Here is a 12,417-nt window from a genome sequence, read left to right as displayed (position 1 = left end):
GCCGCGGCGCCGGCCGCGCGATCGGCGCAGTCTCGAGCCGGCCGTCGGCGACCTCGCCGCGCACCGATGACGGCGGCAGCATGGTGTATCCGAGCCCCTCCTCGACCAAACTCGTCAGCACCCGGAACGAATCCGCCTCGAGCTTGACGTCGAGCGTGACTTTCTTCTTCGCCGCCGCATGCTCGATCATGGCGCGGAGCCCGTGCGAATGACTTGGAAGCACCAGACGCTGGCGCAACAGCCAGCCGATATCGACCTGCTTCTTCTGCTTCAGCCCGCTGCCGCGCGGGCCGACCGCGACGATGCTATCGCGGCCGAGGCTCTGCACCGCCAGATGCAGATCGACCGACGGGCCGTAGATCACGGCAAGGTCCATCTCGCCGCGATGCAGCCACTCGATCAGATGGCCGCTGTAGCTTTCGACGATGCAGAGCGAGATGCCGGGATAGCGTTCGACCGTGCGCCGCGCCAGCCGCGCCGAGATCACGCAGCTCACCGTCGGCACCAGCCCGAGCACGACGCGCCCGGACGGCGCGCCGCCCGCGGACTGGATGTCATCGCGGATCTGGTCGATCTGCCGCACGATACCGCCGGTGCGCGCGAGCAGCAGCCGGCCGGCATCGGTCAGCACCATGCCGCGGCCGTTGCGCGTGAACAATTCGGTGCGCAGCTCGTGCTCCAGAAGCTTGATCTGCCGGCTCAGAGCCGGCTGCGCGACCCGCAAGGTATCGGACGCCTTGCTCAGACTCCCGAGTTCCGCGACGCACGCAAAGGTCCTAAGCTGGCGGAAATCCATACTTGCCAATCCTGGAAGGCAGGTTCATACGCTTTAACAAAACAGCATAGGGAGTTTACCGGGACCCCACAACAGCGGGCGTTTTCCTCACGCGAACCGGTTTCCGCTTCGCTCGACAACGCCCTGGCGCAACCTCTCGGCAAAACGAAATCATGACCGCACACGATCAGCACACCGACGACCACACAGACATCCGCGACGCCGTCGCTAAACTCTGCGCGCAGTTTCCCGGCGAATACTGGCGCAAGCTCGACCGCCAGATGGCTTATCCGAAGGAGTTCGTCGATGCGCTGACGGAGGCCGGCTATCTCTCGGTGCTGATCCCCGAGGAATATGGCGGCGCGGGCCTGAAGCTTTCCGCCGCGGCGGCGATCCTGGAAGAGATCCAGCGCGCCGGCTGCAACGGCGGCGGCTGCCACGCCCAGATGTACACGATGGGCACCGTGCTGCGGCACGGCAACGACGCGCAGAAGGCCAAATATCTGCCGAAGGTCGCGACCGGCGAATTGCGGTTGCAGGCGTTCGGCGTCACCGAGCCGACCAGCGGCACCGATACCTCGTCGCTGAAGACCTTCGCGCGCCGCGACGGCGACCACTACGTCGTCAACGGCCAGAAGATCTGGACCAGCCGCGCCGAATATTCCGACCTGATGGTGCTGCTGGCGCGCACCACGCCGAAGGAGCAATCCAAGAAGCGCACCGACGGGCTTTCGGTGTTCATCGTCGACATGCGCGAGGTGAAGGGCAAGGGGCTGGAGATCCGCCCGATCCGCACCATGATGAACCACGCCACGACCGAGGTGTTCTTCACCGACATGAAGGTGCCGGCGGAGAATCTGATCGGCGAGGAAGGCAAGGGTTTTCGCTACATCCTCTCCGGCATGAATGCCGAGCGCATCCTGATCGCCGCCGAATGCGTCGGCGATGCCAAGTGGTTCATCCAGAAGGCGACCAACTACGCCAAGGAGCGTAGCGTGTTCGGCCGCCGATCGGCCAGAATCAAGGCATCCAGTTTCCGATTGCAAAAGCCTACGCCTCGATGCGCGCGGCGGAATTGATGGTGAAGGAAGCCACCCGCAAATACGAGGCCGGGCTCGACTGCGGCGCCGAGGCCAACATGGCCAAGATGCTGGCGGCGGATGCCTCCTGGGAAGCGGCCAATGCCTGCGTGCAGACCCACGGCGGCTTCGGCTTCGCCGAGGAATACGACGTCGAGCGCAAGTTCCGCGAGACCCGGCTCTACCAGGTGGCGCCGATCTCGACCAATCTGATCCTGTCATTCGTCGCCGAGCACGTGCTCGGCATGCCCCGCTCCTACTGAGTTGTCTGATCATGCTGCCGCTTGAGGGATTGACCGTCATCGCCGTCGAACAGGCGGTTGCCGCGCCGTTCTGCTCGTCACGCCTGGCCGATGCCGGCGCCCATGTCATCAAGATCGAGCGGCCCGAGGGCGATTTCGCCCGCGGCTACGACGCCGCGGCGAAGGGCCAGAGCAGCTACTTCGTGTGGCTCAACCGCGGCAAGGATTCCGCCGTGGTCGATCTCGCCACCAAGGAAGGTCGCGCGCAGCTCGAGGGGCTGATCGCGGGCGCCGACGTGCTGCTGCAGAACCTCAAGCCGGGCTCGATGGACAAGCTCGGCTTCTCGCGCGAGCGGCTGCGCAAGGCCTATCCGAAGCTGATCATGTGCACCATCACCGGCTATGGCGACACCGGCCCCTACGCCGACCGCAAGGCCTATGACCTGCTGATCCAGGCCGAAAGCGGCCTCGCCTCGATCACCGGCGGACCCGAGGGCGCCTCGCGCGTCGGCATGTCGATCGTCGATGTCGCCACCGGCGCCACCGCGCATGCATCGATCCTCGAGGCGCTGATCGGCCGCGGTCGGACCGGCCAGGGCGCCGATATCAGAATTTCGATGTTCGACGTGATGGCCGACTGGCTCACCGTGCCGCTGCTCAATGCCGAGGACGGCAAGTCGCCGAAGCGGATCGGCCTCGCCCATCCCTCGATCGCGCCTTACGGCGTGTTCCGCTCGAAGGACGGCAAGGAGATCCTGATCTCGATCCAGAGCGAGCGCGAGTGGAAGACGCTGTGCGCCAAGGTGCTGGGCCAGCCCGGCCTGCCCGACGATCCGCGCTTTGCCAACATGGTCGAGCGCGTGCGCAACCGCGCGTTGACCGACCAGATCGTCAGCGACAGCTTTGGCAAGCTCACGCGCGAGGACTTGCTGGGCAAGCTCGCCGAGGCCGACATCGCCTTTGCCGAGGTCAACAGCATGGACGACCTCGCCAAGCATCCGCATCTGCGCCGCATCGAGGTCGACACGCCGAACGGCCGTGTCAGCTATCCGGCGCCGGCCGCGATCGTCGTCGGCGAGGACCGGCACTACGGCAAGGTGCCCGCAATCGGCGAGCGCATCAAACGATCCTGAGATCCCTCCTGCCCGGGCAACCCAGTCATGACCGATAAACTCGACCTCGATCATCTCCGCCAGTGGATCGGCCGCAGCACTGAGGCCTCCGACGTCGTCACCAAATATCTCGTGATGGGACTGCGCGCGACGCTGTTCCAGGAGATCGGCGAGCCGAAGGCCGGCGACGCCGCGCCGTGGACCACGCATTGGTGCCTGGCGCAGCCGGTGTTTCCGATGTCGCAACTTGGCCCCGACGGCCACCCGACCCGCGGCGGCTTCCTGCCGCCGGTGCCGCTGCCGCGCCGGATGTGGGCCGGCGGCGAACTGGAATTCTTCGATGCGCTGCGCATCGGTGACGACGCCAAGCGGACCTCGCGGATCGCCGACGTCACGGTGAAATCGGGCTCGACCGGCACGCTGTGCTTCGTCTCGGTCAATCACGAGGTGACGACCTCGCGCGGGCTTGCGGTCCGCGAGCGGCAGGACATCGTCTATCGCGAGATGACGAGCACACAAGCCGCAGCACCGGCCAAGGCACCGCCTCCCCCGGTCGCGCAACACCGCGAGAGCCACGTCTCCGATCCGGTGCTGCTGTTCCGTTATTCGGCACTGACCTTCAACGGCCACCGTATCCATTACGATCGCGACTACGTCACCAAGGTCGAGGGCTATCCGGGCCTGATCTTCCACGGCCCCTTGCAGGCCTCGTTCATCGTCGAGCTCGCCGCCAAGCTGCGCGGCGGCAAGCCGCCGAAGAAGCTCACCTATCGCGGCGTGCAGCCGCTGTTCGAGGGCAGCGAGTTCTCGATCAACGCCAACGACAAGGACGGCGGCATGGAGCTGTGGACCGCGAATGCCGAGGGCCAGCCGACCATGAAGGGCACGGCGACCTGGTAAGGCACCAGCGCAGCACAGATCAGAATGCGAGGAAATAAAGAGGCGCTTTCATCAGCGCCTCGTATTCCGTATTGTGATCGCATTCATCCTTGGATCACGGGATCATGAGTCGCTTCTGGAGTTCGGTCGTCCACAATCTGTCGCCCTACTTGCCCGGCGAGCAGCCGAAGATCGATGGCCTGATCAAGCTCAATACCAACGAGAATCCCTACCCGCCATCGCCCCGCGCGGTAGCGGCGATCACAGCGACCACGGATCGCCTGCGGCTCTATCCGGACCCGCGCGCATCCGCCCTGCGCGAGGCGATCGCAACGCGCTATGGCGTCACCGCCGACGAGGTGTTCGTTGGCAACGGCTCGGACGAGGTGCTGGCGCATGCCTTTCCCGCTTTGCTGAAGCACGATAAGCCGCTGCTGTTCCCCGACATTACCTACAGCTTCTACCCGGTCTATTGCCGGCTCTATGGCGTCAGTCACGAAACCGTACCGCTCGATGCCGCGATGCGGATCAACCTCGCCGACTACCGGCGCCCGGGGAGCGCCATCCTGCTGTGCAATCCCAACGCGCCGACCGGCATCGCGCTGCCGCGCGCCGCGATCGAGGCGCTGGTCACTGAGCATCTCGACCGGCTGGTGGTGGTCGACGAGGCCTATGTCGATTTCGGCGCCGAGAGCGCGGTGCCGCTGGTCGCGCGCCACGACAATCTGCTGGTGATCCAGACGCTGTCGAAGTCGCGCGCGCTGGCGGGACTGCGCGTCGGCTTCGCCGTCGGCCAGCGCCCGCTGATCGAGGCGCTGGAGCGCGTCAAGGACAGCTTCAACTCCTATCCGCTGGATTGCTTCGCGATCGCAGGTGCAGTTGCTTCGATCGAGGACGACGCATGGTTTGAGGAGACCCGGCAACGCATCATCCGGAGCCGCGAGGCGCTCGCCCGCGATCTCACCGAGCTCGGCTTCGAAGTGCTGCCGTCGCATGCGAATTTCGTGTTCGCCCGCCACGGTGGCCATCGCGGCGCTGATCTCGCCGCGAAGCTGCGCCAGCGCGGCGTCCTGGTGCGGCATTTCCAGAAGCCGCGGATCGAGGATTTCCTGCGCATCACGGTCGGCACGGACGATGAATGCGGCCGCCTGATCAGCCTGCTGCGTCAGATGGTCTGATCCCGTGCCTGCGACGGCGACGCCGGCGACAAGGTCTATTCGGCGGGCGTACACCGAACAGCGCTGATCTTGCTGCCGAATCCCGCGCTCTCTTCACGAAACTGCTTGATCGAGTGCGCATTGCGATGCGCCTCGAACGCGGCGTCATCCTGATAGACCTCGTAGATCAGGAGCTTCGCTGCATCCTCACGCGGCACCAGGATCTCGAAGTGCAGCGTGCCCGGCTCATCCCTGAGCGACCGGGCGCCGTGCGCCGAGAGCAGCGACAGCACCTGATCCCGCTTTTCCGGCGCGACCTCGACCGTAGCGATGAGAGCAAGCTTGGCCATAATAGATACTCCTTTCAGTTCTTCAGTGAATGTTCAGATCAGCTGCGCAGCGGTCGGAACGCGTCCCGAACCTCTCTGCTGAAGATGTCGGGCTGCTCCCACGCCGCGAAATGGCCGCCGGCCTCGGCCTGATGGAAGTAGATCAGCTTGTGATAGGCCTTTTCCGCCCAGCTCCGCGGCGCGACAAAACTCTCGCCGGGGAACGCCGTCACGGCGGCGGGGATCGCGACATTGGCCGGCAGATAGAGGTTGGTCTTGTTCTCCCAGTACAGACGCGCCGAGGAAATCGCGCTGTTGGTGAGCCAGTACAGCGTGATGTTGTCGAGCACATCGTCGCGCGTCAGCGCGCCCGCGGAATGGCCGTTGACTGCATGACCGAGCACCGCCGATGTCATCGCCGCGGCCGGCTGGGCATAGCCGTCGCCGTGATCGAGCAGCCAGGCGGCGAGGCCCGCCGGCGAATCCGCAAAGGCCGCAAGCGTCTGGGGGCGCGTGCCCATGATCTGCGCATAGGCGCGCCGTTTCGCGAATTGAAGCTTGATCTGGTCGAACGCGTGCTGCTCCTCCGGGGACAGATTGTCCGGCGCAGGGCCGCCGGTGCTGACCGCCTTGACGACCTCGGGCGGAACGACGCCGGGCAGGTTGACGTGAATGCCGAGCAACTCCGGCGCACCCAGCTTGGCCATTTCATTGGAGACCGGCGAACCCCAGTCGCCGCCCTGCGCCACGAACTTGCTGTAGCCGAGCCGCTTCATCAATTGAACCCAGGCCCGTGCGATGCGCTGGGGATCCCAGCCGACCGTGGTCGGTTTGCCGGAGAATCCGTAGCCCGGCATCGACGGGATCACGAGATGGAACGCATCCGACGCGCTACCGCCGTGCGTGGTGGGATCGGTCAGGGGGTCGATGATCTTCATCTGCTCGATGACCGAACCCGGCCAGCCATGCGTGACGATCAGGGGCAGTGCATTGTCATGCTTCGAGCGAACGTGAATGAAGTGAATCTCCAGCCCGTCGATTTCGGTGACGAACTGCGGCAGGGCGTTGAGCCGCGCCTCCACCTTCCGCCAGTCGTAGTCGGTCTGCCAGTAGCGGACGAGATCGCGCAGCATCGCTTGCGGAACGCCTTGAGAGTCGTCGTTGACGGTCTCCTTGTCGGACCATCGGGTCGCGGCCAAACGGCGGCGAAGGTCGACAAGGTCTTCTTCGGGAATGCTGATGCGGAATGGGCGGATCGCATCGCTGCTGGCCGCCGCGGCGGGATGCGCGGGAAACAGGCTGGCAGCACCGGCAGCAATCAAGCCCAACGCCGCGCCCGTCAGCAGCCTGCGCCGGTCCTGGTCGATGGCGTCCTGGTTCAATTGGCCTATCGCGATTGCAGCTGGTGTCTTCGATGTTGTGGTCATTTGACTGTCTCCTTGGAATGAGAGGCCGCCGGCAACGCCGCGATCACCTCGGCGGTTGTCAGGATGGAATGGGCGTAGGTCGGGCCATTCAGTTCGTGAGCGGCGTGCATCATGTCGTGCGAGAAGGCGGCGGTGGCATCGCGCACCAGCGTCACGTGGTAGCCGAGTTCCATCGCGAAGCGGCCGGTCGATTCGATGCAGGTGTTGGCCAGCAGCCCGACCACGATCACATGCGTGATGCCCTTCTGCTTGAGCAGGAAGTCGAGATTTGTGTTGGCGAACCCGCTCTGCCCCCAATGCTCCTGGGCGATCAGATCGCCGGCCTTGGGCGCAAAGTCCGGATGCCAATCCCCGCCCCATTCACCGCGCGCAAAGCTATGGCGCTGCATGATCAAGCGCTGGGTTGGATTGGGATGATCCCAATCCTCATAATCGCCCGGCTCCCAGCGGCGGTGCGGGACGATCACCACCTGGATGCCGGCGGCCCGGACCGCGCCGTCGAGCTGGCGCAGATTGTCGAGCAGCCCGACCTCGTCAGCGATCGGCTTGATACGTGGAAAGACCATGCCGCCCTCGGACAGGAAATCATTGTAGGGATCGACGAGAAGCAGCGCGGTTCGCTCGCGTGGATAGATAATCTGGGACATCGATCGCTCCTTGGCCATCAGGCGCCCGGTTGGATTTGCTTCAATGACGCGCTCTGTTCACTCGGGCAGCGGCTTGCCGGCCTGTTCGCGGACCATGTACTCGGCGTACCAATCGGGCCAGTTCGCATCGTGGCCGCCGGTCCGCTTCTCATGCTCGCCATGGGCTGCTGCCGCGCGGCGCAGCGCGGCAGCGAGATCGGCCGATGAGGAGAAATTCGTGCTGTTGCCGTCGACCCGCCCGGGCAGGCGTTGCGTCACCTGCTGCAGCAGCCAGGCGTTTCCGTCGGGATCGTTGAACGTGGCGAGCGCCCCGTAGCTCGGCCGTTCCGGGTCCGGACCCTTGATGCGGCCTTCCGCGCCGCGGTGAAACACCTCACTGACATCAGCGCCGCGCGCGATCAGCTCGGCGCGCGCCGCTTCGATATCATTGACGATCAGGAAGCGCGGCAGCGCGGATCCCGAGCCGAGATGGATCGAGGTCGGCGAACCCGGCGGCGTCAGTTGCACGGCGCGCGAACCGTCGGGCCTGACGAAGTCGGCATCTAGCCGCCAGCCCAGGTCCTGATAGAAGCGCTTGGCGCGGTCGACATCCGAGACCGGAATGACGACGACTTCGAGCTTCAAATCGACTTTGGCCGCTGTCGGCCCCTGTTCGGTGGTCATGGCTCGCTCCTTGGTGATAACAGACCGGGCCATCAGCGGCCCATTGCATTTGCGATGATGCCGGGCCATATTACTATGAAAATCATAGTAACAAGCCTGATGAAGAAAACGTGATGGCCAAAATGAAGGACAACACGGCTGACCAGACGCTCTGCCCTGTCGCTCGCGCTGAAACGGTTGTGGGCGACCGCTGGACGGTACTTGTTCTGCGCGAACTGTTCGCGCGGAATCATCGCTTCGAGGAGATCCAGGCGCAATCCGGCGGCACGCCGCAGATGATCACGGCACGGCTGAAAAAGCTGGAAGCGGACGGTCTGGTGACGCGGCGCGTCTACAACAAGCGCCCGTTGCGCCACGCGTATCATCTCACCGAGAAGGGCGAAGCGTTCTTTCCGGTGTTGATGGCGCTACGTGCCTGGGGCGAGACGTGGTGCAAGTCACCGCGGGAAGGCCGCGCAATGAACTACACCCATCTCGTCTGCGGCAAGCCGGCCGGGCTCGGTCCGGTCTGCGAGTCCTGCGGCGAGCCGGTCCGCCGCGCCGACATGGTGGGCGAGCGGACCCCCAAGTACCAAAAAGAGCGCGACGCGCGATGGGACGCCTTCAAGGCAAGCCGCTGAGCCCCTTTGGCGCCGCCGCCGACGAAGCGGACAACGCAATTGCTGTCACACTGCTGAACCATTTCCATCACGCGGGTCTCTCATGGCCGAGCCCCGCATAACAAACGGAGACCACCATGCCATTCGTTCGTATCGATTTGAAGCGCGGCAAGTCCGCCGAGTATCGCAAGACCCTGGGCGAGATCGTCTACAAGGCGATGCGCGAGGTGATCAACGTGCCCGAGAATGACAAGTTTCAGATCATCACCGAGCACGACCGCGGCGATCTGAACTACGCCGACAACTATCTCGGCAACAATTACAGCGACGATCTCATCTTGATCCAGATCACGCTGAATGCCGGGCGTACGGTCGAGATGAAGAAGGCGTTCTACAAGCGGATCGTGGACGATTTCCAGAGCCAGCTGCAGGGACGCCCGGATGACATCTTCATCAACCTGGTCGAGGTCGCCAAGGAAAACTGGTCGTTCGGCAACGGCATCGCACAATACGCGAGCTGAACGCGGAACAGGCATGCGCCGGACGGACGGTCGCCTGCGTGCCGGCTTGCCGTCCGCCGCTTGCGGTCGGCCTTGGCGGCACGCATAGTGCGCCCGCACGAACAAGAACAAACAGGGAGGCAACCATGAGGACGACCGCAGCCGCGCTGTGCGCGCTCGCGCTGATCGCAACCGGTGCGCAAGCACAGACCCTCAAGGATTTCATGGCTGTTGTCATGAAGAAATGGACCGCGCCATTCGAACCGTTCCAGCTTGTCGACAATATCTACTACGTGGGCACTGACGGGATCGCGGTCTATATCATCAAGACGTCGCAAGGCCTGATCTTGATGGACACGGCGATGCAGCAGTCGACCGGCATGATCAAGGACAACGTCGCCAAGCTCGGCTTCAAGGTCGCCGACATCAAATATATCCTCAACACCCACGCCCACCTTGACCACACCGGCGGCTTTGCCGAGATCAAGCAGGAGACCGGCGCGCAGCTGATCGCCGGCGAGCGCGACAAGCCCCTGCTTGAGGGCGGCTACTATCCGGGCGACGAGAGCAACGCCGATCTTGCCTTTGCACCGGTCAAGGTCGACCGCACCGTCAAGGAAGGCGACAAGGTGACGCTGGGCGACGTGACGTTGACCGCCCACACCACACCCGGCCATTCGCCCGGCTGCACGAGCTGGGAGATGACAGTCAAGGACGGCAACCAGCAGCGCAACGTGCTGTTCTTCTGCAGCGGAACGGTGGCACTGAACCGGCTGGTCGGCCGCCCGACCTATCCCGGCATCGTCGACGACTACCGCTCGACCTTAGCCAAGGTCAAGGCGATGAAGGTCGACGTGCTGCTCGGGCCGCATCCCGAGGTCTACGACATGCAGGCCAAGCGTGCGCAGATGAAGGACGGCGCACCGAACCCGTTCGTCAAACCGGGCGAAAATGCCAGCTATGTGGCGGGTCTCGAGCAAGATTTCGACAAGCAGCTCGCCAAGCAGACTGCTGCGCTGCAGAAGGCCAATTAGGGAGCACAGCGAAACACCATCCCGTCATCCTGAGGAGCGCGAAGCGCGTCTCGAAGGATCGACGGCCCCACTCAGGCCACGCATCCTTCGAGGCTCGCTCCGCTCGCACCTCCAGCGACAAAGGCGACGGCTTTGCGCGGGGACGATGTGGAACACGCGCCGCAGTTTTTCAGCCGTTGCCGCGGCAACTATGGGTGCGGCGGCTTGACATCGTCAGGCAATCCATCGAGAGGTGGATTGCCTTTCCGCTTTTGCTCCGGGCAATGACGGAACGTAACAAGACAGTAATGGGAGCCGCCCGATGTCCTCGCGCAAACCCGCCGCCAGCAAAGGCAAGACCGTCACCGTCAAGGACGCCACCTTCGGCCTCCTGCGCGCGTGGGGCATCAAAAAGGTGTTCGGCAATCCCGGTTCGACCGAGCTGCCGTTCCTGAGCGACTGGCCCGACGACATCGACTACGTGCTCGGCCTGCAGGAGGCCTCCGTCGTCGGCATGGCCGACGGCTATGCGCTGGCGACGCGCAATGCTGGTTTCATCAATCTGCATTCGGCGGCCGGCGTCGGCAACGCGCTCGGCAACATCTACAACGCCTATCGCAACCAGACCCCGCTGGTGATCACAGCCGGCCAGCAGGCGCGCTCGATCATGCCGCTGCAGGCGTTCCTCTATGCCGAACGCGCCTCCGAATTCCCGCGGCCTTACGTGAAATTCGCGGTCGAGCCGGCGCGCGCCGAGGACGTGCCCGCCGCGATCGCGCGGGCCTATTATGTCGCGATGCAGCCGCCCTGCGGGCCGACCTTCGTCTCGGTGCCGATCGACGACTGGGCGCATGCAACGCAGCCGCTCGACGCGCGCCAGATCAGCCGCGAGTTCGGCCCCGATGCGGCCGCGATGCAGGCGCTGGTGGCCGCGCTCGGCGAGGCCAAGCGCCCCGCCCTCGTCGTCGGCCCCGCCGTCGATCGCGCCGAGGCTGTCGGCCTCATGGTTGACGTCGCCGAGAAGACGAAGGCTGCGGTCTGGGCCAGCCCGTTCTCGGCGCGCTGCTCGTTCCCCGAGCGGCACCCTCAATTTGCCGGCTTCCTGCATGCCGCACCGGGCCAGCTCTCCGATGCCTTGCGCGATCACGATCTTGTCGTCGTGGTCGGCGCGCCGGTGTTCACCTTCCATGTCGAGGGCCATGCCGCGATCTTCGACGGCACGACCACGATCTTCCAGATCACCGACGATCCCGATGCCGCCGCGATGACGCCCACCGGCCACAGCATCGTCGCGACCATGAAGCCGGCACTGACGGCGCTGCTCGAGATGCTGCCCGAGACCAGGCGCACCGCATCGCCGGGCCGCGTCCTGCCGCCGGCGCCCGCGGCCGGCGATCCGATCCCTGCCGAATACGCGCTGCATGCACTCTCGGCCGCGATGGGACCGCACGATGCGCTGGTGGAGGAGGTGCCGTCGCATCGCCCGCTGATGCAGAAGGCAATGCCGATGCGCGGCCAGGACAGTTTCTACACCATGGCGAGCGGCGGCCTCGGCTACAGCCTGCCGGCCGCGGTCGGCATGGCGCTCGGCCGCAGCACGGGGCGCACGGTCTGCCTGATCGGCGACGGCTCGGCGATGTATTCGATCCAGGCGCTGTGGACCGCCGCGCAGCGCAAGCTGCCGCTGACGGTCGTTGTGATGAACAATTCCGGCTACGGCGCGATGCGTTCGTTCAGCCAGGTGATGCAGGTGCGCAACGTGCCGGGCCTCGACCTGCCCGGCATCGATTTCGTCAAGCTCGCCGAAGGCATGGGCTGCGACGCAATGCGGGTGACGAAATCGGCCGAGCTTCCGGGCGCCTACAAGCGCGCCCTCTCGCATCACGGCGCCAGCCTGATCGAGGTGATGGTGGATTCCGCGGTGCCGCTGCTCTACGCGCAGAAGGGGTGAGCGGCGAGAAGGCCGATCCGTAGGATGGGTAGAGCGCAGCGAAA

Annotated in this window: 12 protein-coding genes and 1 pseudogene; 8 read left to right on the top strand and 5 right to left on the bottom strand. The window is 64.8% G+C overall.

What is annotated here, in order from left to right; all coding sequences use genetic code 11:
• A partial coding sequence (locus H8B02_RS25075) for a LysR family transcriptional regulator (RefSeq protein WP_229168727.1) occupies nt 1-796 on the bottom strand: 796 nt, incomplete at its 3' end.
• A 152-nt stretch (nt 797-948) separates the two neighbouring features.
• On the opposite strand from H8B02_RS25075, the pseudogene H8B02_RS25070 reads away from it, so the two are divergent.
• The 4 genes and pseudogenes from H8B02_RS25070 (at nt 949) to hisC (ending at nt 5,265) form a co-directional block, all read left to right on the top strand.
• A pseudogene (locus H8B02_RS25070) lies at nt 949-2,117 on the top strand (acyl-CoA dehydrogenase family protein).
• 11 nt (nt 2,118-2,128) lie between these two features.
• A complete protein-coding gene (locus H8B02_RS25065; RefSeq protein ID WP_229168726.1) occupies nt 2,129-3,229 on the top strand; it encodes a CaiB/BaiF CoA transferase family protein in 1,101 nt (366 codons plus the stop codon).
• A gap of 27 nt (nt 3,230-3,256) precedes the next feature.
• Complete coding sequence (locus tag H8B02_RS25060; RefSeq protein ID WP_229168725.1) at nt 3,257-4,108, top strand: HTD2 family dehydratase; 852 nt, start codon at nt 3,257-3,259, stop codon at nt 4,106-4,108.
• A gap of 104 nt (nt 4,109-4,212) precedes the next feature.
• Nucleotides 4,213-5,265 (top strand): histidinol-phosphate transaminase, encoded by a 1,053-nt coding sequence (gene hisC, locus H8B02_RS25055; protein ID WP_229168724.1) that lies wholly within the window; start codon nt 4,213-4,215, stop codon nt 5,263-5,265.
• 35 nt (nt 5,266-5,300) lie between these two features.
• Here hisC and H8B02_RS25050 read toward each other — a convergent pair whose 3' ends face one another.
• Genes H8B02_RS25050 through H8B02_RS25035 form a run of 4 tightly spaced genes read right to left on the bottom strand, consistent with a single transcriptional unit; the run spans nt 5,301 to nt 8,310 of the window.
• Complete coding sequence (locus H8B02_RS25050; RefSeq protein WP_229168723.1) at nt 5,301-5,594, bottom strand: putative quinol monooxygenase; 294 nt, start codon at nt 5,592-5,594, stop codon at nt 5,301-5,303.
• Nucleotides 5,595-5,632: 38 nt separating this feature from the next.
• Complete coding sequence (locus H8B02_RS25045) at nt 5,633-7,000, bottom strand: epoxide hydrolase family protein (protein ID WP_229168722.1); 1,368 nt, start codon at nt 6,998-7,000, stop codon at nt 5,633-5,635.
• Nucleotides 6,997-7,647 (bottom strand): cysteine hydrolase family protein, encoded by a 651-nt coding sequence (locus H8B02_RS25040; protein ID WP_229168721.1) that lies wholly within the window; start codon nt 7,645-7,647, stop codon nt 6,997-6,999. The genes H8B02_RS25045 and H8B02_RS25040 overlap by 4 nt, the downstream gene beginning before the upstream one ends.
• A gap of 57 nt (nt 7,648-7,704) precedes the next feature.
• Nucleotides 7,705-8,310 carry a VOC family protein gene (locus H8B02_RS25035; RefSeq protein ID WP_229168720.1) on the bottom strand — a complete coding sequence of 202 codons (606 nt, stop codon included), beginning with the start codon at nt 8,308-8,310 and terminating at the stop codon, nt 7,705-7,707.
• Between the two features lie 122 nt (nt 8,311-8,432).
• Between H8B02_RS25035 and H8B02_RS25030 the strand changes: the two genes are divergently transcribed.
• From H8B02_RS25030 to mdlC, 4 genes are all read left to right on the top strand, one after another.
• Nucleotides 8,433-8,930, top strand: a complete 498-nt coding sequence (locus H8B02_RS25030; protein WP_229168731.1) for a winged helix-turn-helix transcriptional regulator — start codon at nt 8,433-8,435, stop codon at nt 8,928-8,930.
• 116 nt (nt 8,931-9,046) lie between these two features.
• Entirely contained in the window at nt 9,047-9,430 is a 384-nt protein-coding gene (locus H8B02_RS25025) for a tautomerase family protein (protein WP_229168719.1), read from the top strand.
• Between the two features lie 125 nt (nt 9,431-9,555).
• Nucleotides 9,556-10,443 (top strand): BJP family subclass B3 metallo-beta-lactamase, encoded by an 888-nt coding sequence (blaBJP, locus tag H8B02_RS25020; protein ID WP_229168718.1) that lies wholly within the window; start codon nt 9,556-9,558, stop codon nt 10,441-10,443.
• Between the two features lie 301 nt (nt 10,444-10,744).
• Nucleotides 10,745-12,373 carry a benzoylformate decarboxylase gene (mdlC, locus tag H8B02_RS25015; RefSeq protein ID WP_229168717.1) on the top strand — a complete coding sequence of 543 codons (1,629 nt, stop codon included), beginning with the start codon at nt 10,745-10,747 and terminating at the stop codon, nt 12,371-12,373.
• Nucleotides 12,374-12,417 lie beyond the last annotated feature (44 nt).

It is taken from the genome of Bradyrhizobium altum (genome assembly GCF_020889705.1).
Taxonomy (GTDB): domain Bacteria; phylum Pseudomonadota; class Alphaproteobacteria; order Rhizobiales; family Xanthobacteraceae; genus Bradyrhizobium; species Bradyrhizobium altum.
Note: the sequence above shows the minus strand (reverse complement) of the source record. Positions and strands in the feature narration are given on the sequence as shown.

What these genes read in the sequence shown, in the direction of transcription:
- H8B02_RS25065 (WP_229168726.1), top strand. Translation starts at nt 2,129, where the DNA reads ATGCTGCCGCTTGAGGGATTGACCGTCATCGCCGTCGAACAGGCGGTT.
- H8B02_RS25060 (WP_229168725.1), top strand. Translation starts at nt 3,257, where the DNA reads ATGACCGATAAACTCGACCTCGATCATCTCCGCCAGTGGATCGGCCGC.
- hisC (WP_229168724.1), top strand. Translation starts at nt 4,213, where the DNA reads ATGAGTCGCTTCTGGAGTTCGGTCGTCCACAATCTGTCGCCCTACTTG.
- H8B02_RS25050 (WP_229168723.1), bottom strand. Translation starts at nt 5,594, where the DNA reads ATGGCCAAGCTTGCTCTCATCGCTACGGTCGAGGTCGCGCCGGAAAAG.
- H8B02_RS25045 (WP_229168722.1), bottom strand. Translation starts at nt 7,000, where the DNA reads ATGACCACAACATCGAAGACACCAGCTGCAATCGCGATAGGCCAATTG.
- H8B02_RS25040 (WP_229168721.1), bottom strand. Translation starts at nt 7,647, where the DNA reads ATGTCCCAGATTATCTATCCACGCGAGCGAACCGCGCTGCTTCTCGTC.
- H8B02_RS25035 (WP_229168720.1), bottom strand. Translation starts at nt 8,310, where the DNA reads ATGACCACCGAACAGGGGCCGACAGCGGCCAAAGTCGATTTGAAGCTC.
- H8B02_RS25030 (WP_229168731.1), top strand. Translation starts at nt 8,433, where the DNA reads ATGAAGGACAACACGGCTGACCAGACGCTCTGCCCTGTCGCTCGCGCT.
- H8B02_RS25025 (WP_229168719.1), top strand. Translation starts at nt 9,047, where the DNA reads ATGCCATTCGTTCGTATCGATTTGAAGCGCGGCAAGTCCGCCGAGTAT.
- blaBJP (WP_229168718.1), top strand. Translation starts at nt 9,556, where the DNA reads ATGAGGACGACCGCAGCCGCGCTGTGCGCGCTCGCGCTGATCGCAACC.
- mdlC (WP_229168717.1), top strand. Translation starts at nt 10,745, where the DNA reads ATGTCCTCGCGCAAACCCGCCGCCAGCAAAGGCAAGACCGTCACCGTC.